At 35.1% G+C, this 25,230-nt stretch carries 20 protein-coding genes and 2 pseudogenes; 15 read left to right on the forward strand and 7 right to left on the reverse strand.

Going from position 1 to position 25,230, the window contains the following annotated elements; translation table 11 throughout:
• Positions 1 to 61 precede the first annotated feature (61 nt).
• Together ilvD and ilvA are read left to right on the forward strand one after the other, a co-directional pair.
• Complete coding sequence (gene ilvD / locus COO03_RS07325; RefSeq protein ID WP_097896379.1) at positions 62 to 1,735, forward strand: dihydroxy-acid dehydratase; 1,674 nt, start codon at positions 62 to 64, stop codon at positions 1,733 to 1,735.
• A gap of 36 nt (positions 1,736 to 1,771) precedes the next feature.
• Complete coding sequence (gene ilvA / locus COO03_RS07330) at positions 1,772 to 3,034, forward strand: threonine ammonia-lyase IlvA (RefSeq protein WP_097896381.1); 1,263 nt, start codon at positions 1,772 to 1,774, stop codon at positions 3,032 to 3,034.
• Positions 3,035 to 3,081: 47 nt separating this feature from the next.
• On the opposite strand, the pseudogene COO03_RS07335 reads toward ilvA, so the two are convergent.
• Positions 3,082 to 3,363, reverse strand: a pseudogene (locus tag COO03_RS07335) (CapA family protein); the annotation flags it as partial.
• Positions 3,364 to 3,386: 23 nt separating this feature from the next.
• Between COO03_RS07335 and COO03_RS07340 the strand changes: the two are divergent.
• On the forward strand, positions 3,387 to 4,100 hold the full coding sequence (locus tag COO03_RS07340) for a DUF554 domain-containing protein (RefSeq protein ID WP_097896420.1): 714 nt from the start codon (positions 3,387 to 3,389) through the stop codon (positions 4,098 to 4,100).
• A gap of 61 nt (positions 4,101 to 4,161) precedes the next feature.
• On the opposite strand, the gene COO03_RS07345 is transcribed toward COO03_RS07340, so the two are convergent.
• The 3 genes from COO03_RS07345 to COO03_RS07355 are packed head-to-tail and all read right to left on the reverse strand — an operon-like array spanning position 4,162 to position 6,513.
• Positions 4,162 to 4,890 (reverse strand): ABC transporter permease, encoded by a 729-nt coding sequence (locus tag COO03_RS07345; protein ID WP_097896383.1) that lies wholly within the window; start codon positions 4,888 to 4,890, stop codon positions 4,162 to 4,164.
• On the reverse strand, positions 4,890 to 5,606 hold the full coding sequence (locus COO03_RS07350) for an ABC transporter permease (protein WP_097896385.1): 717 nt from the start codon (positions 5,604 to 5,606) through the stop codon (positions 4,890 to 4,892). Before COO03_RS07350 ends, COO03_RS07345 begins: the two co-directional genes overlap by 1 nt.
• Positions 5,581 to 6,513 (reverse strand): ABC transporter ATP-binding protein, encoded by a 933-nt coding sequence (locus COO03_RS07355; RefSeq protein ID WP_097896387.1) that lies wholly within the window; start codon positions 6,511 to 6,513, stop codon positions 5,581 to 5,583. The genes COO03_RS07350 and COO03_RS07355 overlap by 26 nt, the downstream gene beginning before the upstream one ends.
• A 177-nt stretch (positions 6,514 to 6,690) precedes the next feature.
• On the opposite strand from COO03_RS07355, the gene COO03_RS07360 reads away from it, so the two are divergent.
• The 5 genes from COO03_RS07360 to COO03_RS07380 all read left to right on the forward strand — a co-directional run bounded on the left by COO03_RS07360 (position 6,691) and on the right by COO03_RS07380 (position 14,348).
• On the forward strand, positions 6,691 to 7,362 hold the full coding sequence (locus COO03_RS07360) for a response regulator transcription factor (RefSeq protein ID WP_097896389.1): 672 nt from the start codon (positions 6,691 to 6,693) through the stop codon (positions 7,360 to 7,362).
• Entirely contained in the window at positions 7,359 to 8,708 is a 1,350-nt protein-coding gene (locus COO03_RS07365; protein ID WP_097896391.1) for a HAMP domain-containing sensor histidine kinase, read from the forward strand. Before COO03_RS07360 ends, COO03_RS07365 begins: the two co-directional genes overlap by 4 nt.
• A 15-nt stretch (positions 8,709 to 8,723) precedes the next feature.
• Entirely contained in the window at positions 8,724 to 9,593 is an 870-nt protein-coding gene (locus COO03_RS07370) for a GNAT family N-acetyltransferase (protein WP_097896392.1), read from the forward strand.
• A gap of 452 nt (positions 9,594 to 10,045) precedes the next feature.
• Entirely contained in the window at positions 10,046 to 12,577 is a 2,532-nt protein-coding gene (locus COO03_RS07375; RefSeq protein ID WP_097896394.1) for a ThiF family adenylyltransferase, read from the forward strand.
• A gap of 556 nt (positions 12,578 to 13,133) precedes the next feature.
• Complete coding sequence (locus COO03_RS07380; protein ID WP_097896396.1) at positions 13,134 to 14,348, forward strand: multidrug efflux MFS transporter; 1,215 nt, start codon at positions 13,134 to 13,136, stop codon at positions 14,346 to 14,348.
• Between the two features lie 91 nt (positions 14,349 to 14,439).
• Here the strand turns inward: COO03_RS07380 and COO03_RS07385 are convergent, their stop codons facing one another.
• Positions 14,440 to 15,198: a DODA-type extradiol aromatic ring-opening family dioxygenase gene (locus tag COO03_RS07385; protein ID WP_097896398.1), complete on the reverse strand. Its 759-nt coding sequence runs from the start codon at positions 15,196 to 15,198 to the stop codon at positions 14,440 to 14,442.
• 353 nt (positions 15,199 to 15,551) lie between these two features.
• Between COO03_RS07385 and COO03_RS07390 the strand changes: the two genes are divergently transcribed.
• From COO03_RS07390 to COO03_RS07410, 5 genes are all read left to right on the forward strand, one after another.
• Positions 15,552 to 16,475 carry an alpha/beta fold hydrolase gene (locus COO03_RS07390; RefSeq protein ID WP_097896399.1) on the forward strand — a complete coding sequence of 308 codons (924 nt, stop codon included), beginning with the start codon at positions 15,552 to 15,554 and terminating at the stop codon, positions 16,473 to 16,475.
• A 219-nt stretch (positions 16,476 to 16,694) separates the two neighbouring features.
• Positions 16,695 to 17,141 (forward strand): GNAT family N-acetyltransferase, encoded by a 447-nt coding sequence (locus COO03_RS07395; protein ID WP_097896401.1) that lies wholly within the window; start codon positions 16,695 to 16,697, stop codon positions 17,139 to 17,141.
• 27 nt (positions 17,142 to 17,168) lie between these two features.
• Complete coding sequence (locus COO03_RS07400; RefSeq protein ID WP_097896403.1) at positions 17,169 to 17,522, forward strand: YunG family protein; 354 nt, start codon at positions 17,169 to 17,171, stop codon at positions 17,520 to 17,522.
• Between the two features lie 205 nt (positions 17,523 to 17,727).
• Complete coding sequence (locus tag COO03_RS07405) at positions 17,728 to 19,035, forward strand: bifunctional S-methyl-5'-thioadenosine deaminase/S-adenosylhomocysteine deaminase (protein ID WP_097896405.1); 1,308 nt, start codon at positions 17,728 to 17,730, stop codon at positions 19,033 to 19,035.
• Between the two features lie 231 nt (positions 19,036 to 19,266).
• On the forward strand, positions 19,267 to 20,895 hold the full coding sequence (locus COO03_RS07410) for a peptide ABC transporter substrate-binding protein (RefSeq protein WP_097896407.1): 1,629 nt from the start codon (positions 19,267 to 19,269) through the stop codon (positions 20,893 to 20,895).
• A gap of 158 nt (positions 20,896 to 21,053) precedes the next feature.
• Here COO03_RS07410 and COO03_RS07415 read toward each other — a convergent pair whose 3' ends face one another.
• On the reverse strand, positions 21,054 to 21,590 hold the full coding sequence (locus COO03_RS07415; protein WP_097896408.1) for a GNAT family N-acetyltransferase: 537 nt from the start codon (positions 21,588 to 21,590) through the stop codon (positions 21,054 to 21,056).
• Positions 21,591 to 21,860: 270 nt separating this feature from the next.
• On the opposite strand from COO03_RS07415, the pseudogene COO03_RS07420 reads away from it, so the two are divergent.
• Positions 21,861 to 22,598 (forward strand): annotated as a pseudogene (locus COO03_RS07420) (sensor histidine kinase); the annotation flags it as partial.
• A gap of 83 nt (positions 22,599 to 22,681) precedes the next feature.
• Positions 22,682 to 23,581 (forward strand): M23 family metallopeptidase, encoded by a 900-nt coding sequence (locus COO03_RS07425; RefSeq protein WP_097896410.1) that lies wholly within the window; start codon positions 22,682 to 22,684, stop codon positions 23,579 to 23,581.
• 41 nt (positions 23,582 to 23,622) lie between these two features.
• On the opposite strand, the gene COO03_RS07430 is transcribed toward COO03_RS07425, so the two are convergent.
• Entirely contained in the window at positions 23,623 to 24,918 is a 1,296-nt protein-coding gene (locus COO03_RS07430) for an Nramp family divalent metal transporter (protein WP_097896411.1), read from the reverse strand.
• Positions 24,919 to 25,230: the final 312 nt, after the last annotated feature.

Raw genomic sequence — 25,230 nt, forward strand, 5'->3', positions numbered from 1 at the left:
AGCAAAATAGAGGAACACCATGCAGTTTGTAAAGAAAAATGTGTAGGAGGGACTTAAAAAAATGAGAAGTGACATGATTAAAAAGGGCTTTGATAAAGCACCACATCGTAGTTTATTAAAAGCAACAGGTTTGAAAGATGAGGATTTTGACAAGCCGTTTGTAGCAATTTGTAATTCTTTTATTGAAATTATTCCAGGACATAAACACTTAAATGAATTTGGCCGCCTTGTAAAAGAAGCGGTGCGCGCTGCAGGAATGGTTCCGTTTGAATTCAATACAATTGGAGTAGATGATGGGATTGCAATGGGGCATATTGGTATGCGTTATTCACTCCCAAGCCGTGAGATTATTGCTGATTCGGTTGAAACAGTAGTAAATGCGCACTGGTTTGATGGGATGATTTGTATTCCGAACTGTGACAAAATTACACCTGGTATGATGATGGCAGCATTGCGTGTTAACATTCCAACCGTGTTTGTTTCAGGTGGACCAATGGCGGCTGGGAAAACATCTAAAGGTGATGTAGTCGATTTAAGCTCTGTTTTTGAAGGAGTAGGAGCTTATCAATCTGGGAAAATTTCAGAAGAAGAATTAAAAGATATTGAAGATCATGGCTGCCCATCTTGTGGTTCTTGTTCAGGTATGTTCACTGCAAATTCGATGAACTGCTTATGTGAAGTATTGGGACTTGCGCTTCCTGGGAATGGAAGTATTTTAGCGACAGATCCAAGGCGTGAGGAATTAATTAAACAAGCAGCTGAAAAATTAAAAGTATTAATTGAACGTGATATTAAACCACGCGACATCGTGACAGAAGAAGCGATTGATGATGCATTTGCGCTTGATATGGCGATGGGAGGATCAACGAATACGGTATTACATACGCTAGCAATCGCACAAGAAGCGGGACTTGATTATGATATGAGCCGTATTGATGCAGTTTCGAGACGTGTCCCTCACCTATGCAAAGTAAGTCCAGCTTCAAATTGGCATATGGAAGATATTGATCGCGCGGGTGGCATTAGTGCTATTTTAAAAGAATTAAGTAGAAAAGAGGGCGTACTTCATCTCGATCGAATTACTGCTACCGGTCAGACATTAAGAGAAAATATCGCTCATGCAAATATTCAAGATAAAGAAGTAATTCACTCTCTTGAAAATCCTCATAGTGAAGAAGGTGGCCTGCGTATATTAAAAGGAAACCTTGCAAAAGATGGTGCTGTTATTAAAAGTGGTGCAACAGAAGTAAAACGATTTGAGGGCCCGTGTGTTATTTTTAATTCACAGGACGAAGCACTTGCAGGAATTATGCTTGGAAAAGTAAAAAAAGGAGATGTTGTTGTTATTCGTTATGAAGGGCCAAGAGGTGGTCCTGGTATGCCAGAAATGTTAGCTCCAACATCAGCAATTGCTGGTATGGGGTTAGGGGCAGATGTTGCTCTCTTAACAGATGGACGTTTCTCAGGGGCATCACGTGGTATTTCTGTAGGACATATCTCACCAGAAGCGGCTGCCGGCGGGGAAATTGCACTTCTTGAGCAAGGAGATATCGTATGTATTGATGTAGATGAGCGTTTACTTGAAGTGAGAGTAAGTGAAGAAGAGTTAGAAAAACGCCGGACAGAGTGGAAAAGACCAGAATTAAAAGTAAAAACGGGATGGCTTGGGCGCTACGCACAAATGGTGACATCAGCAAATACAGGCGCAGTATTGAAAATGCAAAATTTTGATTGAAATGATATAAAAAAAAGAGATAAGGAATGATACGAAATGGTGCAAAATGTAAAGGAGAGAGTGAAAATTGAAGATATCCTTATGGCTCATAATCATATGAAGGATATCGTCAATAAAACACCGCTTCAGCGAGATTCAGTTTTATCTGAGAAGTATGAATGCGACGTGTATGTGAAAAGAGAAGACTTGCAAGTCATTCGTTCATTTAAAATTCGTGGTGCTTACAATTTAATTCAAAGTTTATCGAAAGAACAATTACAAAACGGTGTCGTATGTGCGAGTGCTGGTAACCACGCGCAAGGTGTTGCGTACACATGTAATTTATTGAAGATTCCGTCAAAAATTTTCATGCCAACAACAACACCAAAGCAGAAAGTATCACAAGTCCAGTTCTTTGGCGGTGATTATGCGGAAATTGTATTAGTCGGTGATACATTTGATAGTTCTTTTCAGGAAGCACAGCGCTATTGTGAAGAAAATCGTATGACGTTTGTGCATCCATTTGATGATCCATATGTGATTGCCGGTCAAGGGACGGTTGCAGTTGAAATTTTACATGATATGGAGCAACCCGTTGATTACGTGTTCACAGCAATCGGCGGTGGCGGTCTAGCCTCTGGTATCGGTACATATGTAAAAGGTGTGAGTCCTACTACAAAAGTAATCGGTGTGGAACCAAAGGGAGCAGCATCGATGAAAGAAGCTTTTTTACAAAACAAAAATGTGACGCTAGAGAGCATTGATAGTTTTGTGGATGGAGCAGCGGTCAAGAAGGTAGGGAAATTAACCTTTGAAACTTGTAAAGATGTACTCGATGATATTGTATTAGTTCCGGAGGGGAAAATTTGTACAACAATTTTAGAATTATATAAGAAAAATGCAATCGTTGCGGAACCAGCTGGTGCTCTTTCCATTGCGGCGCTCGACTTTTATAAAGATGAAATAAAAGGGAAAAGCGTTGTTTGTACGTTAAGTGGTGGGAATAATGATATTGATAGAATGCAAGAAATGAAAGAACGCTCGCTCATTTACGAAGGATTAAAACATTATTTTATCATTGAATTTCCGCAGCGCTCAGGGGCATTGCGAGAGTTTCTAGATAAAGGCTTAGGGCCAGAGGACGATATTACCCGCTTTGAGTATATTAAGAAACACAATAAGGAAAATGGTCCTGCGCTTGTTGGCGTGGAGTTAAAACATAAAGAAGATTATGAGCCGTTAATTACTCGCTTTCAAGAGAATCATATTCAATTTGTAGAGTTAAATAAAAACCCTGTTTTGTTTGATTTGCTAATTTAATATACAAACAAGAAAGAGAGCTAAAAAATGATAAGCTCTCTTTCTATCTATTTGCGTTTGTCAATTGTTTTTCCATTTTCATCAATTTCTATGTCACCTGAAACAGTCTGTAAATATTGTAAGGCTGTTTTCTTTTCTTCAGGGGTAACAAGAGAAATTTGATCGTTACGGATGATATAAGGATTGAATGACATTTGGACATCCTTTCCTTTAAATGTAAGAGCTAGTATACCGGTTTTGACACTTTTTCTTTTTACATAGTTTGGGAACAGGAAATTTCCTAATGAATAAGCTACTGGGGCTTTATTGTAATACTCAAAGTCTTGCAGTCAATGAGGATGGAGAATATGGAATGGTTATATTAGGAGCAGTTGTAAATGGAGTATGTATCATTATAGGTACGTTATTGGGTAAAGTGTTGAGTAGCATTCCGGAAAGTATGAAGGGAACGGTTATGCATACGATTGGTCTAGCTGTTACAGTACTGGGATTACAAATGGGATTGAAGAGTGAGAACTTTCTTGTTGTCATTTTAAGTCTTGTAATAGGAGCGGTAATAGGGGAATGGCTACAATTAGAAGAGAAATTAAAAAGTCTAGGAGATTGGTTAGAAAATAAAGTTGGTTCCAAAGGAGAAGGAAGTATATCTGTAGGGTTTGTAACAGCGACGTTAATCTTCGCAATTGGAGCGATGGGGATACTAGGAGCATTAGATAGTGGTATTCGTGGAAATCATGATGTACTCTTTACAAAAGCGATTATTGATGGGTTTATTTCTCTTATTTTAACAACAACGCTTGGGATTGGAGTATTGTTTTCAGCAGTACCAGTTATCTTATATGAAGGTGTAATTGCTATATTTGCGACGCAAATCGATAATTTTGTACCGGAGAAATTGATGAATCAATTTATAACTGAGATGACTGCGACAGGTGGCATTATGATTCTTGCGATTGGATTAAACCTACTTGGTTTTATTAAAATTAAAGTAGCAAATTTATTGCCAGGGATATTGGTAGTTGGAGTAATTGTTTCTACTATATATGGATACAACTCGTATGTCTAGTTTTGATAACCCAGAACTTTTTTTTGAACAGTTCTGGGCTATTTATATTGTATATAAGGAATTAATATGCTTTTTTCATAAAATGAACAAAACCACCTATAAATAAAATAACAAAGCTACCAATTACGACAAATATTAGTGTGTGAAAAGAAATATAAAATAGTTGTGAATCTTCTTTAGAAAGCATGGCGAGAAATGGTTGAGCCCATGGATAAAAAGGACCAAACCTTTCGGAATTTGCAATCATTAGAGCGGGTATGGAAGCTATAACATTTAAAGCAATCGGTGCCGCAAAGCTGGACCAGATAGTTGACGCCCATAATTGTAAGGCGATTAAAGGTAGAGTAGCAATCCAGCCCCCCGTAACACTTTTAATTGTAGGAATGAGCGGAAACGGACCGGATAAATGCAAAAGTTGTCCAACACTAACATAGCTTATAATGAAGAGAACTTGCATTGTACCTACAAATAAGAGAACAAATAAAAATTTCATTATATAGGTGTGATACCTTGTTATCGGTTGTACCAACAGTTGTTTCCATCCCCCGTTTGAATGTTCATATCGGCAAATAAATGCAGTGAAAATGCCTGTTAACAATGGTAAAAGTAGCATGCCGTGTATCGTTATCATAATATTATAAACTAATTCCCAATGTTTATATTCAGGGTAGCTTGAACCACTTGCATAGGCGATTCCTCCAGCTAAAATAGGACTCAAAAATAATAATATCCATATTTTTGTTTTTTTCATTTTATAAAATTCAGCTTGCATTGTTCTAAGCCAAATCATTATTTGTGCACATCCCTTCTAGTAAAATCTGCTGTTTCGACAAACAGCATACATATACTAACGATTAGACCCATTGCTACACATAAAAGTGGAGGTCCACAGTCAATCCGTAAACTTGGCCATCGCCATATGAACCAATTTGGAAGAGCTGCTGAGAACATTGTGAAAATAGTTCCTAACAGTCCGATTGTAAATGTGATACTTTGGTTTTGAAATGTGACAGCGACCCATAATTGTAAAGCTACAATTGGTAGTGCTGACCAATAAGGATAGAAACTCATTTTAAATATAGAAAACCATGGGATTGCAGTATCGAATTGTAATGCTAAACCTAACCCAACTGTACCAATCAATAATAAAGAACAAGATACAGTGAGCAGGCAAAACACCAATATAAATTTTACTAAAAAAATATGTCTCTTCTTAATAGGTAAGGATAGAAGGTGTTTCCATGAACTAGAATGATGCTCTATATGAGCGATTAAAGAAGTAATAATGGTAGTACCTAATATAAGGGTTACTAGAGCAAGCGGTTGTGTCTCAGAAATAAGGCCGCCCCATAAGTCTTTTGCATATTTCTCTGTCAACCAATCATAACGAAGAAAAAAATTACATGCTTGAAGCGAAATGACACCTACTGGTCCTAAAAAAATTAAAAACCAAATCCATGTCCTCTTTATTTTTAAAAGCTCAGATTGAAAGAGGCGTTTGTACATGTGTCTCCTCCTCCTTTACAAGCTGTAAGAATATCTCTTCGAGTGATTTTTTATTTTCTTCAATTCTAAATATAGAAATGTTATGTGTTACAAGTGTTTTTACAATCTCTCCAACAGTTTCGTTTGATACATTTGATAGAATAATTCGTTGCTTCTCTTGCACGGAAGGAATCCCTTTAGCAAGAATGATTTTCCAAGCAGCATCTGGTTTGTCAGTCATAAGTGAAATAGAATGCTGAGCATGATGGCGTAATATTTCTATTTTATCTTGAAAAATAAGCTTTCCTTTTGCGATGATTCCAACATAAGTTGCCATTTGATCAATTTCACTTAATAAGTGACTAGATATAAGAATGGTAATACCTCTTTCTTTCGCTAATTGTTTAATTAAAGTGCGAATTTCATGAATCCCCTCTGGATCAAGTCCATTTGTCGGCTCATCTAAAATTAATAGCTGTGGATCACCAAGTAAGGCAATTGCAATTCCTAACCGTTGTTTCATTCCTAATGAATATTCTTTTACTTTCTGTTTTGCAGCATGTTGTAGACCAACGATTTGCAAAACCTCTGCAATCTTTTCTTTCGGAACATTACGTAATATACGATAGACTTCTAAATTTTCAATAGCATTTAAGTGAGCATAATAAGATGGATTTTCAACAAGAGCTCCAATTTTAGATAATATGGATAAACGTTCTTTTGCTAAATCTTGTTGAAATATTGTGACATTCCCTTGCGACGGTTTAATAAGACCTAATAACATGCGAATGCTAGTTGTTTTACCAGCTCCGTTAGGTCCGAGGAATCCGTAAATCTCTCCTTTTGGAATTTTTAAATCTACGTTATGTACCACATAATCATTTCGATATTTTTTTGTTAACCCTGCCGTTTCTACAATATAATTCATATTCCTATCACCTCAAATCAAGTATAGGAAATAAAGGTTAATGATAAGGTTAGAAGAGTTTAAGATTTGTTTAAATTTATACATTATTACCTAATTTTGGAGTATGCTAGTTTTCAAATTGTGTTGTATTCCTTATGATGGAAGAGAACGGTTAAATTTATATATGAAGGTGAAAAAATGACACACATTTTATATGTTGAGGATGATCTTGAGATTGGGGAATGGGTAAAAAGAGAACTGGAGAAACAAGAGTATGAAGTTTCATGGTTTACTTCAGAGAAAGGTACTAATGAAGCGTGTGAAACAGCCGATGTAATTGTTTTAGATGTTATGTTACCCGGGCTTGATGGCTTTACATTAGCCCAACGTTTTAAAAGTGAATATCCAGATATTCCAATCATTATGCTGACTGCAAGAACAACACTAGAAGATAAAATATATGGATTAACATTTGCTGATGATTATATAACAAAGCCATTCCATCCCAAAGAGTTAATGGCACGTATTGAAGTTTTATTAAGGCGGTACAACAAAGATGGGGCAGAAGTGCAACATGTGAAACATCTAAAAGTATTTATGAAAGATTACCGGATTGTTGATGCAGACACAGATGATGAAATTGTTCTATCAGGAAAACAGCATCAAATCTTTTTCTATTTGATGAAGAATATGAATCGTACATTAACAAAGGAACAAATTTTTGAGGCAGTATGGAATGAAGCCTACATAGAAGGGGATAAATCATTAATGGTTCATATCCGCCATTTACGTGAAAAAATAGAGAGAAATCCAAGTAGCCCTAAAATAATAGAAACAATACGTGGAATTGGTTATCGGTGTAAGGCATGATGAAAAAAACTTCGTTATTGAGAAAGTATTTACTTATCATATTTATAGCGATGATTTTGTTACCATTAATTGTTCCTTTGACTTCGATGCTCTTTATGAATTACGTGGAGTGGATCAGAGGGCTAGGTGTATATTATTCAAGTGGAAAAATTGAAGAAGAATGGCAAAGTAAAGCGAGGATTTTACATGAAGAAAATCCAGCAGAAATTCAACAAGTTTTTCAAAGTTTTCACGAGAAGTATCCAGAAAGCTCGTTATTTTGGGTAAATAGTCGTGGTGAAACGAGTTTTCAAATTCCAGAACAGCAGCATATTCCGAAACAATGGTCTGCTAGTGATTCAGTGGGGTTTATGAAAAAAAGCTTTGACGGTGATCCATATACGATCGTTTCTTATATAGGAGAAAATGAGCGAGGAGCATTCATGGTATTTCAAATTCCAAGAAAGTATTTTAAACCACCAATGCATCAAGTTCGAGAAAAATTTGAAGTTGTATTTGAAGCTGTGATTATTTCTTTTTTTGCAATATTTATTGTTTCTTCTATTGTATTCTTTCTAAAGATTAGAAAACGATTGTTAAAGTTACAAAAGGCAATGGAACTACCCCAGGATCATTCTCTTCCATCACCAGTTCAAATATCAAAACAAGATGAGATTGGTTTGTTAGAAGAGTCATTTAATCGAATGGTAGGAGCTTTACAGCAAAGTCGGATGAAGGAGAAGGAAGAGGAACAATTTCGTAGAAAATTAATTGCTGATCTATCTCATGATTTGCGAACACCATTAACGACAATGCGTGCACAAATGGACTCTTTGAAAGAAGAGGTTATCTCGGAAAAGGGATACAAAACAATTACGCTAATGGATGAAAAAATTAATTACCTAGCCGAATTAATTGAGAACTTACTATCCTATTCGTTAATAACAGCAAAAAAATATCCGTATCACCCAGAACGAACGGATATGACACGTTTAATGAGAAAACTTGTTGCATCATGGTATGACATATTAGATGAGCAAGGTTTTGAAGTTGATATTATGATTCCAGAACAGCAGTTATTTTGGAATATTGATGAAAATTGGTTTCAAAGAATCATAGATAATGTAATTCAAAATGTAGTTCGACATGCGAGTGATGGGAATTTTATAGGAGTATATATGAACCATGAAGAAGGAACGATTGCAGTCGTTGACCATGGGTCAGGTTTTCAAAATGCTCATTCGTCAAATAAGGGCGCGGGAATTGGATTATCCATCATCGCTGTTATGGCGAAAGAAATGGATATCGAATGGCGTATAGAATCTGATGATACAGGAGCGACGTTTCTATTTAAAAAGTTAGTGTAGAAGGGAGAATAATACATGGGAGAGTTTCAATTCACAAAGCGTGTAAATAGAATCTTTCAAATTGCAAGTAAGGAGGCTGAATGTAACGAATACATCATTCAACCTTTAGATTTATTTATAGGAGCTTGCAAGGAAGGAACTGGAGTTTGTGCTGAGTTACATATGTATTTGTTTCGCTATGTTGGTATAGATTTTTTAACAAGGTTATCGCACTTACAACATACATATTTTAAAGATAAAAGATATATGGAAATAGAAGGATACAAAGTTTCTTATAAAACAATGGAAATCTTTCAGCTAGCTAAGCGTAAGATGGAACGGTTTAATCAAGTGTATGTAAATGAAGGACATATTTTAAGTGTTATTCTTCAGCAAAATGAGGAGATTCAAAATGTAATAGATGAAGATATTCAACAAGGAATTTTACAAATTGTTTCAGTACCGAGAGATATGACCGTGAACTTGAAAAATTGTGAAATAGCAACAACTATGAATCATTCAATTTGTAATGTTAGCCGAGCAACTCAATCTGATGTAGAAGAACTTCTCCAATTTGTTATCTATGAATTCGGTGAAAGATGGATTGAAGCGGTGAATAAAGGTTTTCGAGAATATAAAGAACCACCAATTTACATTGCAAAGCAAAATGAAAAGGTTATTGGTTTTGCTTGTTATGATGTTGTAAGAGAAAAGAAGGGACTATTTGGACCGATGGGAACAGCTAAAAATAATCGTGTAAAAGGTGTGGGGAGAGAACTAGTACATCGATGCTTGTCTGATATGAAGCAAATTGGTTATGAATATGCAATTATTGGTCAAGCAGGCCCGATTGAGTTTTATGAGAGAAGTTGTCATGCTCAATTAATACCGATTGAAATAACATGATAGGTATTGCTGGAGGAGTAATCAGTGGGATGGAGGAAACCCACTGATTAAATTTTTATTTTTTGAAAAGTTAGTAGATAAAATGGTTAGGAAATATTATATTTTTCCAGTGTAATATTTTACTTGATAAAATATAGATCTCTATTGCTCCAATGGATTGTGGCTAGGAAATAAAATGTCGAATAGGAAATGTGGCAGGAATTAGAAAACGTTTTATCAACCTCTGAAAATTCTGAATATATGAAATTGAGTTGAAGTTAAAAGGGGATAATTGTTAATATATCCTTGTATTACCAATATGTTGAAAAAGGGGGTCTTCAAATGAAACTAACAGTCAAAATTAAAAAAGCTACGCAACGAGAGAATCAATGTGTTTGTTTATTATTATGCTAGTTTTGAAAAGAAGAAGGTGTGCAAACACCTTCTTTTTCAATGGAATGGAGAGAAAGAATATGAGATTAAAAACAAGTTTAAATTTTAGAGGGTATCCGAATAAAAATGAAATTGTCTATTACGATGGAGAAGAACGGATTATTGAAGTGAATGAATTTGAAAAACTATGGTCATTGTTAAAGATTTTAGAAAATCCTATAGGTGATATTCGGGAAGATATACATGAATGGAAGAATAAGAATGGAATGGATGATGAAGAATTACAAAACATTATTCAATTTATAAATGAGAATCGACTTTTATATGAAAAACGTTGTGATGAAGATAAGGAAGAACAGTTGTTTAATCGTAGAAATTTCAACTATTTCAGTACACATGATTCTACTTTACATGCAGATACAATCGTTCAGAAGATGAAGAAGATAAAGGCAGTTGTTATCGGAGCCGGTACGATTGGTGCAACATTATGCATGACGTTATCAAAACTTGGTGTTGGAGAGATTATTGTAATCGATTTTGATACAGTTCATCCTAAAAATATTAGAGCACAAACGATATTTCAAACAGAAGATATTAACAAGAAAAAAATACATGTAATCCAAGAGAAACTGGGTAAGATGGATCCGTATATCAAAATTCAAGTATTTGATATGAAAATAGAAACACTTAAGGATTTATTGCAATTAAATTTAAATGAGATCAGCTATATTTTTGGATGTTTTGATGACTCTTCACTACAATTGCAAAAAGATATAATGGACTATTGTGATGAAGAAAAAATCAAGTATTTTTTGATGGGGTATCATAATGATTTTGTAAAAGTATTGCATGTAAGTAATAGTAATAATGGTGCTCTAATACTTGAGGATAGTTTCCAAAATTATTATACAGAATATGTAATTCGCGAAAATAGAGGAACAATTATTCAAAGTTTAGCTGTTTCACTTATTATTAGCCGGATTATATTTGGAGATATAATAAATGATGAGCATATGCAACAAAATGGATATAGTTTTGATTTTATTAAATTCCGTACTTCAGCAAATCATGAATCAATACCTTGGGAGCCATTTACCCAATCCTTGCAAAAAATTATGCCTCTTCATCAAGAAAAATTGAAGCGGAAAATAGAAGAGATTTCTAATATTGCGTATGTAAAAGGAACTATTCTTCCAAAAGTAATTGAAATTGATATTTTATCTATGCATCAAGTTTTTGATATTTTACTACATATGGATCAGTTGTCTATTTTACAATTGGAAGAGGAGTATAACGAATTTGTTAAACTTATGCATGATATAGAAGAACAGGATGGGAACGAAGAGGAGTATGAGCGGTACTTACAGATAATTCGAAACATGAAAATTGTCTATCAAGGTGAGACATATGCTATTTCTGAAATCTTTGAAATGATGCGTGATGCAAAGGATTATGAAGAGAAGAAATCAATGCAGAGAAGTGTCTATGAGGTATTGCAAAGCAACGGAGATGAAATCCTTCAATTTTTTACAAACAGTAAGAAAAGCTATTTATCTTTGGAAACATCTGATTACTATATGGAAGTTTTTGGAGTGAGGGAAGGAACGTTACATACGTTTGAAGAGAAATTGCAGAAGAGATTTCATGCTCTTATTACGAAAAGTCTATCACTTATATTTCCAAATTCATCGGGGGAAATTAGTGCGGACTTTTTAGCGTATAATGAAGAGGAACGAAGCACAATTTTAATTGATGAGGCGAAAGAAATCATATTAACAAGCTTGGAGAAATACGGACAAGATCGTTGGATCAATCATATTGAAAAGATGTTTCAATATGATTTTGTGCAAGTGTACAATGAAATTGAAGTGAATAAAACATATTATTTTCCAAATACTAAAGAGAGTAGAATTCTGTTTAACTATCATGATGACGTAGATAGTTTATTTATATTATGTCATGAATTAGGACATGCGTATTTTAATCAAAGTTATAGCCATACGTTCTTTGATGATAGTACGCAATTAGTAAACGAAATTATGGCATATTATTTTGAAATAATCTGTGTGCAAGCAATGTTCCAAAATGAGGATATAAGTTTAGAGATAAAGCGGGAAATTGCAAGTCAGTATGTAAAAAGAATACATCAAGTTGTCTTATCTACATATGGGGTTCATTTATTTGAAACGAGTTTAATAAAATGTATACAGGATTATGGAGAAGTTTCAGTAGCAGATTTTTTAAGAATCCGAGAAGAGTATGATCAACATCCTTTTTTTGAAGGGATCCAATTTAAAAATGAAAAATACTCCTATTTAAATCCACTTTTGAAAACTTCATTTATTTTTGAATTTGGAGACCATGTGTTGCCTCCGATTGCGTATTTACTTGCAATTAGTTTATGTCATGAACAAGTAGAATCCAGTATTCCAAAAGATATTCAAATACAAGAAGCTATACTAAATGGGGTATATCGTACGGAAGAGTTTTTGTCGTATATGTCAAAAGGGATATCTCACGGTGAACGTATGGATCAAGCAATTGATGAGTTATTACAAATGCTACTTACACTTCAGTCTTTCATGGTAGAAGATGTAGTACATTCTAGATAAATCCATTTTCATTTTTCGACATCTACATCCCTGCGATGCAGAATAAAAAGTAACCTACACNNTTCTATGCATGAATAGATGCTCTCTCCCACCTAAAAAGAGGGGTTTTATGTCGGTTTTTTGAATTGATGTATATATAAATAAAAGGATGAGCGATTTTAAATTGCTAGTAAAGGTGTATATCTTTGTTAGCAATTTTTATTTTTGTTTAAATTTTTTTTAGAGGAATATCATTTATATCTGATGCTTTTACTGCCAAAGATCACTTGCACATATATAAATCCATTTTCATTTTTCGACATCTACATCCCTGCTATGTAGGATAAAAAGTAACNNTGCTCTTTCTGTTTTTACTTCGCATGTGGCAGAAAAAGGCCCTAACCGCTTCTATGCATGGCCAGATGTTCTCTCCCACCTAAAAAGAGGGGTTTATGTCGTTTTTTGAATTGATGTATATATAGTAAAGGATGTAAATGAAGTATAGTTCCTAAATCGTATTGCTAAACTTTTTAAATAAAAAGGTGTAGAATGGGTATCTAAGAAAGAAGGTGTGAAAATGGCCAGCTGGAAAAGAAATTTAATGATTTGTTGGCTTGGTTGTTTTACCACTGCAGCTGGTATGAGTTTAGTGATTCCTTTCTTATCCTTTTATATTGAGGATTTAGGAGTAACGGGTACGTCTAATATCGCACAGTGGTCAGGAATTGCATTCGGTGTAACCTTTCTAATGGGTGCGATTGTGTCACCTTTATGGGGGAGACTTGGTGATATACATGGACGGAAGTTGATGCTCATTCGAGCTAGTCTCGGCATGGCGATTATCATGACGCTTATGGGATTTGTCACGAATGTGTATCAACTAGTCGCGCTTCGTTTTCTAATGGGAGCGGTAGCTGGTTTTCTTTCTACAGCGATGACATTTATTGCAGCAGAAACACCAAAAGAACATTCTGGTTGGGCAATTTCGACAATATCAACTGGAGGGGTCAGTGGCTCACTGCTTGGGCCAATGCTCGGAGGATATTTGTCTGAGCTAATTGGAATGCGTCATGTATTTTTAGTGACAGGAGCTTTTTTATTTCTTTCATTTATAATCGTCTTTTTCTTCTTACATGAATCGAATCATTCTGTTCAGAAGAAAAAAGCACAACCGAAGAAAGTATGGACGATGGTTCCAGCAAAACATTTTATTATGAGCTTATTTGTCGCAACGTTTATGATTCAACTTGCGAATATGTCAATTCAGCCTATTATTACATTGTATGTAAAGCATTTAGCAGGCGCACATACACCTCATATTGAAACGATTGCAGGTGCCGTAATGTCAGCGACAGGTTTAGCGGTCATCTTAGCAGCTCCTAGACTGGGGCGGTTATCGGATCGCATTGGTCCTCAAAAAACTTTAATTGTAGCATTGTTTGTTGCAGGAATTATTTTTATCCCACAAGCATTTGTGACCTCTGTATGGCAATTATTAATTCTTCGTTTTTTATTAGGAATCGCACAAGCTGGATTATTACCTTCCGTACAAACTCTATTAAAAAAACATACACCAAATCATGTAACTGGACGCATTTTCGGATACAATCAATCTTTTCAATTTTTAGGGAATATGATCGGTCCAGTACTCGGTGGACAGATTGCCGCACATGCCGGATTTCAATATGTATTCTTTTCCACAGCATCGCTTTTATTTATAGCTTGTATTTGGGTATATTTTAATAATAAAAGCGCAGAGATGATAGAAAAAGAGCATTTGGAAGTTAGTTAATGAGGTGAATTATATAGAGTGTAAATATTGAATAAGCATAAACCAAAAAGGATGAAGCGAATGGCGCTTCATCCTTTTTGGTTAAAATCAATTAAAACTGAAAGCAAAGATAACTTAATGTTCCAAGCTCATAGCTACGATGAATGACTTTACCCTCAGTATTACCACTTCCCATAGCGATGAAAAGAGGGACAAAATGCTCTGCTCTTGGAACGGCTAATTGTGCGTGAGGGGCAGTTTCCCAATTAAACAACGAATCTTTATCGTTGTTTTGCATATGATTTATAATCCAGTCATCAAATTCGACAGCCCATTTTTCTGGTGTTGTTTGATTCCACTTTAATGCGCGTAAATTATGCACAGTAACACCGCTACCGATTACTAAAATATCTTCTTGTCCAATGCCCTGAATCGCTTTTCCAATTTCATATTGCTCTTTTACAGGAAGGAAAGGATGTACTGAGATTTGAACGACAGGTATATCAGCTTTTGGATACATACGGTGTAATAGTGTCCATGAACCGTGATCTAATCCTCTAGTTGCATCTTTGCGAACTGAAATTTCGTTATTCTTAAATTTTGTTTCTAGTATTGCTGCAATGGCTGAAGAACCTTTTGCTTTATATTTTATTTCATATAGTTCGGGAGGGAATCCGCCAAAATCATAAATTGTTTCATATTCATCATCTAAAGATGAAATAGTTAATATTTCACTTTCCCAGTGTGCTGTAAAAATGACAATTGCTTTTGGTTTATATGTTTCGCCAAGTGTTTTTAAAAAACGTGTATAATCTGTATCTTGAATGGCAAGCATTGGTGAACCATGTGCTAAAAATAATGATGGCATCATATATGAAACCTCCTAAAATGAATAATAATTACTTTATGTAAGTAACTATATAATTGTTTATTTTATTCGTCAAGGGAATCGTTTGATAAAGTGAAACTTTAATCAGTGGAGGTCTTCATCCCTCACTAATTATTAGTCCTCACCAATCGGGCTTTAACGGCAGTTTATTTCCCACATAGCTTCTTTGTTTTCAAGGGATTTTGAGGTGGGAGTATTACTGCCTGCGAATAGCAGGATAAATCGAAAATGCAGTGTTTGTCATAATGGAAACAATTGCATATAATACATAGTAAGAATAATGAATACTCATTCATTTTGTAATGGTATATATAAGGAGTTTGGGGGCTATCAAAATGGATATACAGGAAAGCTTCGTTACGGCGCTGGATGGATCGGAATTTTATTTACGTAAGTGGCTGCCAGAAGGTGAGCCTCGGGGGATTGTACAGATTGCACATGGCATGGCAGAACACACGGGTGCTTATACAGAATGTGTTCATACCTTATTGCAAGCGGGATATGGTGTTTATGCTCATGATCATAAGGGACATGGAAAAACAGTAAAAAGGGAAGAAGACTATGGGCATTTTGATCCAGATATTGGTTGGAATCAGGCTGTTTCTGATGTGATTTTTGTGTCAGAATTTATAAGACAAGAGCATACTTGTCCACTTTTTTTATTAGGGCATAGTATGGGTTCATTCTTATCAAGACGTGCTGTACAACTTCGCGGTGAATTATATGATGGATTTCTTATTTCTGGAACAGGTGGAAACCCAGGTTTTTTAGGGATTATTGGTCATAAAGTGGCAACGATTGAGATGAAAATCCGCGGGGCAAAAACGAAAAGTCCGATGTTAAACTTTTTATCATTTGGGAATTTCAACTCGCATTTCAAACCAAATCGGACAAAGTTTGATTGGTTATCTTCAGATACAAATCAAGTTGATAGATATATAGAAGATCCATTATGTGGTTTTATTTGTTCAACAAGCTTTTACCGTGAATTATTTCATGGGGTGCTTGAGGTAAATAAATTAGAGGAATATAAGAAAACACCAAAAGACTTGCCAATACATATTTTTTCCGGAGATCGTGATCCAGTTGGAGATATGGGAAAAGGTGTAAAAGAAGTACATGATATGTATAAAAAGTGCGGTGTGAAAGATGTAACACTTCGTTTATATGAAAATGGAAGGCATGAAATGTTCCATGAAGTGAATAGGGATGAAGTATTCCAAGATTTGATCTTTTGGTTAAATGAACATACTGAATAAGAAGAAACCTCACTTTTGTTGAAGTGAGGTTTCTTTTTTAGAAATTAGAGAAGTGTTATTTCATAACCGGTAATTGAGAAGACTAATTTCAATTAAAAGAATTTTATTCAAATGAAGGGGATCATAATTTTTTGATTTCTACAGGAGGTGCTGGGATTTTGGCTAATTATTATAAATGAGTAGTTTAAATGTAAATACAAGTTTGAGAGGGGATAGTTGATGATAATTAGAGAAGCCTTATTAAAAGAAACAAATGAACTCAGTGAACTAGCACTCAGTTCAAAAGCAACTTGGGATTACAGCGAAGAATTTATTCAAGCATGCAAGGAAGATTTAACAATTACAGAAGCGTATATGAAAAACAACTACGTATTCGTTTTAGAAAATGAAGGAGTAACAATTGGTTTTTTCTCATTTCTACGCAAAGAAGAGGATGCTCTTGATTTTCTATACTTACATCCGAATTATAAGGGGAAAGGTTATGGAAAAGTTTTATGGGAAGGCGTTGTAGAAAAAGCGGCTCAATTAGGGATTAAGCGTTTTACAATAGATAGTGATCCAAATGCAAAAGGGTATTATATGAAAATGGGAGCAAAGTTAATTGGGGAGACACCTTCGACTGTTTTTAACAATCGGACTTTACCACTTTTACAGTATGATGTATAAAACGTTTGATATATAGGGGATGCTAAGATGGATAATTTAGAAATTGAACAGATACATAAGATTTTAACGAAATCTTGGTCACTTGAAACAAGCTCAAAGTGGACGAAAGAAAATCCAGCAAAAGGACAATGTGGTGTAACAGCACTTGTTATATATGATTTATTTGGTGGGGAAATAAAGAAGACGCAAGTTAATGAGGCTTGGCACTTTTACAATATGATAAACGGTAAGCGATATGATTTTACAGCATCACAATTTTTGACTGAGATAATCTATATGGATATTCCTTCTAGTAGAGAAGAAGCATTTGCAGACACGAATGAAAGGCAATATAGTGCTTTAAAACAAAACGTATATATTTTCACAGTAGAATCTATATAAATCCATTTTAATTTTTTAGCATATAAGTCGCTGCGATGCATGGCTAGATGCTCTCGTCCACCTGAAAAGAAAAGGGTTTTTATGTCGTTTTTTCAACTTGTATTTATATAATTATCTTTTGACTCTTTACATCTAATAAGTTACTATAGTGGTAGTAACTTATTAGGAAGAAATATACTTCATAGAGTCGAGAGGGGAAATACTTTTGAAAACAGCTTATGTAAGCGCTACGATTGTAACGCTAAATGAAAAGAATGAAGTGATTGAAAACGGATATATCATTGTAGAAGATGATAAGATTATAGAAGTGGGCAATGGTGAATTTTCTAATCAAGATCAAGTGGATGAAGTTATAAATTTGAAAGGAAAGTGGCTATTGCCAGGTCTTGTGAATACACATACACATGTTGTGATGAGTTTGTTGCGTGGCATTGGCGATGATATGCTATTACAGCCATGGCTTGAAACGAAAATTTGGCCGCTTGAAAGTCAATTTACTTCAGAACTGGCGGTTGCTAGTACAGAGCTTGGTTTATTAGAAATGGTGAAAAGTGGAACGACAACATTTTCTGATATGTTTAATCCAATTGGTATCGATCAGGATGCGATTATGGAAGCGGTTCGTAATAGTGGAATGCGCGCAGCGGTTTCAAGAACTTTATTCAGCTTTGGAACGAAAGAGGACGAAAAAAAAGCAATTCAAGATGCAGAGAAATATGTAAAACGATATTACAGTGAAAGTGGCATGCTAACAACGATGGTTGCTCCTCATAGCCCATATGCATGCTCTACAGAAATGTTAGAAGAGTGCGCGAGAATCGCAGTAGAGAACCATACAATGGTTCACATTCATCTTTCAGAAACAGAGCGTGAAGTACGTGATATTGAAACGCAATATGGCAAACGTCCAGTAGCGTATGTAGCGAGCTGTGGTTTATTTAAGAGACCGACTGTTATTGCTCATGGCGTTGTGTTAAATGAAAATGAACGCGCCTTCTTAGCGGAACATGATGTTCGTGTTGCTCATAATCCTAATAGTAATTTGAAATTGGGATCTGGTATAGCGGATGTTAAGGCAATGTTAGAAGCGGGAATCAAAGTCGGTATTGCCACAGACAGTGTTGCATCTAACAATAACTTAGATATGTTTGAAGAGCTACGCGTTGCAACGTTACTACAAAAAGGTATCCATAAAGATGCAACTGCATTACCTGTTGAAACAGCTCTTCCGCTCGCGACAAAAGGAGCAGCAGAAGTCATTGGAATGAAACAAACGGGTTCCATTGAGGTAGGAAAGTGTGCCGACTTTATTACGATTGATCCATCGGATAAGCCACATTTACAGCCAGCCGAAGAAGTATTATCACATCTTGTGTATGCAGCGAGTGGAAAAGATGTATCTGATGTTGTGATTAACGGGAAGCAAATCGTGTGGAACGGTGAATGTAAAACATTAGATGAAGAACGAATTATTTTTGAGGCGAGTCGTTATAAACGAGGACTGAAGATGTAGTTAAAATAGAGAAACTGATAAAGAACGCTATCCTTTTTAGTAACTATAAGAGGGGGAGCGTTTTTTTTAATCATTTTAATCGAGAAGCCCCCTTCCTCTAAACGAAGTAAAGGTGGGGGTAGTTCAATTGAAATGAATAAATATTCCATAGAATGTCACGACTTTATCCCCCCCTTTCTGCTATAATAAATAGCGTTTCATAATACTATTTGAATTTAAGGAGAAAAATTCATGAAGCAGAAAAAGTACCGCGTATTAGTAAGTACACTTGTTATATCTTTGATTTTATCGGCCTGTAGTAGTAAAGCGAATAAAAGTGATAAAGAAGGTCAAAAACAAGCGTTAAACGTAACAATATCAGAAGAAATTCCTTCTCTTGATACAGCGAAAGCGATGGACGGTACATCATCACATGTGATGCAAAATATATTTGAGGGATTATATGTACTGGATAATCAAGATAATCCCATCCCTGGTGTGGCGAAGTCATTTGAGAGAAGTGAGGATGGGAAAAAATATACATTCCATTTGCGTAAAGATGCAAAATGGTCAAATGGAGAATCGGTAACAGCACATGATTTTACTTTTTCTTGGAAACGGACATTGGCTCCTGAAACAGCATCTCAATATGCGTACATGCTATTTTATATAAAAAATGCAAAAGAAATCAATAAAGGTGCAGTGGCTAGTGACCAACTAGGAGTAAAAGCATTAGATGATTATACACTTGAAGTACAGTTAGAGCAGCCTGTTCCATATTTCCTGCAATTATTAGCACTGCCCATTTATTTACCACAGCATGAATCATTTGTGAAGCAACAAGGAAATCGTTATGGGTTAGAGCCAGATCATCTTATATACAATGGACCGTTTTTGTTAGACAAATGGAAGCATGAACAAGAATTTCAATTAAAGAAAAATGATACATATTGGGATAAAGAGAAAGTGAAGCTAGATGAAATAAACTTTTATGTTGTAAAGGATACAATGACAGGTGTTAATCTATATGAATCCGGTAGCCTTGATCGTGTGCCCATTAATTCTACATTTGTAGACCAATATAAAAACAGTAAAGAATTCCATGTGTCAAGTGATCCTGCTATAGCCATGCTGCGATTTAATGAAAGCAATGTTTCACTAGCAAATAAAAAAATTCGTCAAGCTATTTCTTTAGCACTGAATAAAAAGGAATTTGTAAATCACTTTATAAACAATGGTGCAACTCCTGCGGAAGGCCTGATTCCAACAGGATATAAGAATGAAGTAACCGGGAAAGATTTTCGAAAGGAAAATGGAAGTATTGCTGTATATGATTTGCAAAAAGCAAAAAAACTTTGGGAAGAAGCTAAAAAAGAGCTTGGCAAAGAAAATATTACAATAGAGTTCCTGACATTTGAACAAGATAACGCAAAACGTATGGCTGAGTATATAAAAGGAGATTTAGAAAAGCAGTTACAAGGTTTAACATTACAGATCAAACAGCAACCATTCAAGCAAAAATTACAGTTAGAACAAACAGGGCAATATGATATTTCTATGGTAGTATGGGGGCCAGATTATAAAGATCCGATAAATTACTTAGAATTATTTACGACAGATAATCCGAATAATAAGATGGGGTACTCAAACTCTGATTATGATGATCTTATAAAGAAAGCAAAATATGATATTGTACTAGATCAACAGAAAAGATGGAAGGCCTTACAAAAGGCCGAGCGATTAGTCTTAGAAGATGCTGCAGTTGTCCCGCTTTATCACACTGGTTCAGCATATATACAAAAAGAGTATGTAAAAGGAATTGAGAAGCACCAATTTGGTGGCATATTTACGTATAAACATGCTTTTATAAGCAAAAAATAATAATCTATAGAAAAAGAGCGAATTGCTTGCGGCATTAGCTCTTTTTTTATGGATTTTAGAATTATTTTAAAACAAATCTAGAAAAGCTTTTGATAGGAGAGGTTGCATTTAAGTTTGAAAATTATATTGTTAATGAAAGGAATTGTGTATGCCTTCTATTAAATAGATTTTAGTAAAGAATAAACATTTGTATCATGTGGAACATCATTTTGATACATATAATTTTTCAGAACTCCCTCTTTTTTAAATCCTAGTTTTGTTAACAAGTGATTTGATGATTCATTTTCAAGAAAAACAACTGCTCCGATACGTGTTAAATTAAGATTATTAAAACCATATGATATAACTGTAGAAACTGCTTCAGTAGCATAGCCATTTCCCCATTGCTCAGGGAAAAGTGCATAACTTATGTTAGCTCTTCTATGTTCTGAAGACCAATCGTGAAAACCAATTGTTCCAATAATACTAGTACCTTTCTTACCTTTTAATTCAATTCCCCATTTCACGCCATGTTTTTCATTGTAACTTTCTGCAAAATTTTTAATGATTTGTTTTACCTGATCTATACTTTTTAATGGGCTTTGACCATAGTAACGTAATACATCTGGATTAGAAAAGCAATTTAATAGACTTTGTGCATCGGATTCTGTAAGTTCTCTCAAAATTAGCCGTTCTGTTTCTAATATAGGGAACATTCTCTCACTCCTTTTAGTTTAGACATTTATTAGTTTATATGAAAATTAGAAAATATCAAATTTTAAAAAATGACTTAGATCGATTAAAAAACATCAAGACGTTTTTTAATCGATCTTTGTATAAGTGGTTCTATTGTATGTTGACATATATTTTTATTTTGATCATTTTAACCGAGAAGACCCCTTCCTCTAAACGCAGTGAAGGTGGGGGTAGTTCAATGTAAGTAAAACAAGATAAAAACGTGCTGAAAATAATTATAAGAGTAATATGGAATGGCTGAAAGTTTAAAGGAATCGATTGAGAAAGAAAAACGATCACAAGAAATGAAAAATGAAATGATTCATAATATCTCCCATGATTTACGAACACCTGTAACATCTTTAATAGGCTATGTTGATTTAGTAGAAAGTAAGCTTCATTCAAATGTAGAGGAATGTAATCAATATGTAGCAGTATTAAAGCGGAAAAGTTATGAGTTAAAGGATCAAATAGATGATTTATTGGAATATTGTCATATAAACTACAAGGAAATTCAGTTACATAAAGAGATAATAGGAGTTAAAGCATTAATAGAACAAATTATGATTGATTTTGTACCACAATTAGATAAAGCAAAGCTGCACTTTGAGATTGAGTGTAAACAAAATTTGCAAATTGAAGCGGACATAAGCCTAATAGTGAGATTAATGCAAAATGTAATTAGTAATAGTATTTTGTATGGAAAACCCGGAAAGAAAATTACCATTCAGATTCAACAGAAAAAAATGAATGTCGAAATAAAAATTAAAAACTATGGACAATGTATCTCAAAAGAAGATCTTCCATATATATTTGAAAAATTTTATCGTGGAGAAAAATCAAGGAATGCTCATACTGGTGGAAAAGGAATGGGGCTGGCTATTGCTAAAAGTATTGCTCAGCTTCATAAAGGGGATATAACGGTATGTAGTAGCAATGAAGAAACAACATTCGCGATCCTTTTACCAGAATATAAAGAAGAATTGTAAGAAAGTCGTAAGTATTTCTTTCATATGTCTTAAAATTTGTTTTGTATCATAACGAATGAAGATATAGAAACGGAGGATACAGCATGTGGGAGAAAATAATACTTACAATTTTATTTATCGTTTTGTTTATAAGTTGGGGTTCAATTTATTTCGCTAGGGGCATTATATCAATCATCGCTTGGTGGGGAGTACAAGTTTTTAGTGTTTTTTCGATCATTATCCTAACCATTTCGGTTATTGCAATTACACGAAATTTATTTTCTAGAAGACGTTTACATAAAACAATTATTTTTATTTTTGTTTTATCCATAGTTGGAGCTTGGCCAGCATGTTGGTTTGCCGGGATAGGGCAAATTGCTTATCCAGCAGATGTTCATTCGGCAACCCCGAAAGCAATGGTTCGTCTTCCGTTGAATCAAGCCGCGTTAGTCGGATGGGGAGGCGATCGAATCGAAACAAACTATGCTCACGCCATGGTGCCCAATGAACGCTGGGCATATGATCTTCTTGTTCCTCCGGCTGGGATCAAAAGCTCAAGGCTAGAAGACTACGGTATATATGGAGTGGAGGTAGTTGCTCCGGCTTCTGGAACGGTTGTATCCATCAATAATGATGAACCTGACTTGAAACCAGGAACGGATGACTTTGATTCTATGGCTGGCAATCACATATACTTACGCTTAGATGAAACAGGAACATATCTTATTCTTGCACATTTGAAGAAAGGATCGGTACGAGTGAAGGCAGGAAAACATGTAACAGAAGGAGAAAGCCTTGCCCAAGTTGGAAATTCAGGAAGTTCCAGTGAGCCACACTTGCATATTCATCATCAGCGGCAAAATCCATCCGAGACGAGCATGTTTCTTTCGGAAGGTTTGCCATTATATTTTCGGGATATTGATGGAGCAGCTATGCCAACAGGTGGCGTTCGTATGGAGAATGGAAATGAGGTACCGGTAGGAGATGTGATTTCACCTTTATAATGAAAATTCCCCTCTGCATTTCAAGCAGAGGGGAATTTTCATTAACCAACAAATGTTTGATACAGTAAGAAAATATTTAAAGCGATAACTAGCGCAGCAATTAACCAGGCAATTACGTTTGTAATAGGGTGATTAGCTAGTGAGCCCATAATTTTTTCACTACTTGTAAACATAATAAGTGGTACTAATGCAAAAGCGATACCAAATGATAATACAACTTGACTCATGACAAGAGCATAAGTTGGATTCACCCCTAAAGCGATAATAACAAGGGGGGGAATCATTGTAACGAATCGTCGTAAGTATAAAGGTATATGCATTCGAATAAAACCTTGCATGATAATATCACCAGACATTGTTCCGACAGAAGAACTAGATAAACCAGCAGCTAACAACCCAACTCCGAAAAGGCTGGCAGATACAGGACCAACTAAAGTGCCAAATTCTCTAAAGGCAACATCTAAATCTTCAACATGTAATCCGTTTTTGAAGAACAAGGCAGCGGCTACAATTAACATACTTGCATTAATTGCTCCAGCAATCACCATTGCTATAATGATATCAATGAATTCAAAGCGGAAGATTTTTTTGCGTTGTTCCTCTGTTGTTCCTACCACGCGGCGCTGCGTCAAAGCAGAATGTAAATAAATCGCATGTGGCATTACAGTTGCACCTAAAATTCCAGCGGCAAGTAAAATGCTATCTATACCTTGGAATTTAGGAATAAATAGTCCTGCAAGAAGAGGGCTTAGCTCTGGTTTTGCATAAAATACTTGTACACCAAATGCTATAACAACAATAAAAATCATCCCTGTAATAATAGCTTCTAATGGACGGAAGCCTCTGCGCTGAAATTCAAGTATAATGAATGATCCAACTGCCGTAATTAAAGCAGCGGGCAACATTGGAATGCCGAAAAGTAAATATAGCCCTAAAGCGGCTCCGATAAATTCAGCCAAATCAGTAGCCATTATAACGAGTTCACCTTGTATCCATAAACCAATTGAAACGGGTTTTGGAAAATGCTCGCGAGCGACTTCGGGAAGGTTTTTACCAGTAGCAATCCCTAATTTCGCTGATAGAGACTGAATTAAAACAGCCATTAAATTGGAAGCGAGAATCACCCAAAGTAATAAATAACCGTATTGTGATCCAGCTGCAATATTTGTAGCAAAGTTCCCAGGATCAATATAAGCAACGGAAGCAATAAAAGCAGGTCCTAAAAAGGGTAATAATCTTTTTAGTCCTTTTGTTTCACCACTTAAAGCGAGGTGGGCAGATTGAACCGTTGTACTTTGAGGAGGGACTTGCGCATCGTTTGCTATATCTTTATTCATAGTAGTATTCCCCTTTAGTTTCTTAGCTTGCTGCAATTATTGTATGTATTCTTACTAGTTATTTCAATACATTTAGATATTTTTATTTGAACACAAATGTTTCCTTAATGCAAATTATATGAATGTATGCAATAAAAGGTGTGCCGAAATTGAGAAATAGATAATTATTTAACAAAAATGAACAAAATAGCCAATATGCAGTTGTAACTTTTTGGAATTCAGGTAGATAAAGAGAGTTGGTCGCTAATATGAATTATATAAATCCATTTTCATTTTTCGACATCTAGATCCTTGCGATGCAGAATAAAAAGT

Origin of the sequence: Bacillus sp. AFS098217, assembly GCF_002551815.1 — a bacterium.
Classification (GTDB): Bacteria; Bacillota; Bacilli; order Bacillales; family Bacillaceae_G; genus Bacillus_A.

Coding starts and splice junctions, on each gene's coding strand:
- COO03_RS07375 (WP_097896394.1), top strand. CDS start 10,046: ATGAGATTAAAAACAAGTTTAAATTTTAGAGGGTATCCGAATAAAAAT.
- COO03_RS07370 (WP_097896392.1), top strand. CDS start 8,724: ATGGGAGAGTTTCAATTCACAAAGCGTGTAAATAGAATCTTTCAAATT.
- COO03_RS07410 (WP_097896407.1), top strand. CDS start 19,267: ATGAAGCAGAAAAAGTACCGCGTATTAGTAAGTACACTTGTTATATCT.
- COO03_RS07360 (WP_097896389.1), top strand. CDS start 6,691: ATGACACACATTTTATATGTTGAGGATGATCTTGAGATTGGGGAATGG.
- COO03_RS07430 (WP_097896411.1), bottom strand. CDS start 24,918: ATGAATAAAGATATAGCAAACGATGCGCAAGTCCCTCCTCAAAGTACA.
- COO03_RS07390 (WP_097896399.1), top strand. CDS start 15,552: ATGGATATACAGGAAAGCTTCGTTACGGCGCTGGATGGATCGGAATTT.
- COO03_RS07350 (WP_097896385.1), bottom strand. CDS start 5,606: ATGTACAAACGCCTCTTTCAATCTGAGCTTTTAAAAATAAAGAGGACA.
- COO03_RS07425 (WP_097896410.1), top strand. CDS start 22,682: ATGTGGGAGAAAATAATACTTACAATTTTATTTATCGTTTTGTTTATA.
- COO03_RS07385 (WP_097896398.1), bottom strand. CDS start 15,198: ATGATGCCATCATTATTTTTAGCACATGGTTCACCAATGCTTGCCATT.
- COO03_RS07340 (WP_097896420.1), top strand. CDS start 3,387: ATGGTTATATTAGGAGCAGTTGTAAATGGAGTATGTATCATTATAGGT.
- COO03_RS07415 (WP_097896408.1), bottom strand. CDS start 21,590: ATGTTCCCTATATTAGAAACAGAACGGCTAATTTTGAGAGAACTTACA.
- COO03_RS07400 (WP_097896403.1), top strand. CDS start 17,169: ATGGATAATTTAGAAATTGAACAGATACATAAGATTTTAACGAAATCT.
- ilvD (WP_097896379.1), top strand. CDS start 62: ATGAGAAGTGACATGATTAAAAAGGGCTTTGATAAAGCACCACATCGT.
- COO03_RS07365 (WP_097896391.1), top strand. CDS start 7,359: ATGATGAAAAAAACTTCGTTATTGAGAAAGTATTTACTTATCATATTT.
- COO03_RS07380 (WP_097896396.1), top strand. CDS start 13,134: ATGGCCAGCTGGAAAAGAAATTTAATGATTTGTTGGCTTGGTTGTTTT.
- COO03_RS07345 (WP_097896383.1), bottom strand. CDS start 4,890: ATGATTTGGCTTAGAACAATGCAAGCTGAATTTTATAAAATGAAAAAA.
- ilvA (WP_097896381.1), top strand. CDS start 1,772: ATGGTGCAAAATGTAAAGGAGAGAGTGAAAATTGAAGATATCCTTATG.
- COO03_RS07395 (WP_097896401.1), top strand. CDS start 16,695: ATGATAATTAGAGAAGCCTTATTAAAAGAAACAAATGAACTCAGTGAA.
- COO03_RS07355 (WP_097896387.1), bottom strand. CDS start 6,513: ATGAATTATATTGTAGAAACGGCAGGGTTAACAAAAAAATATCGAAAT.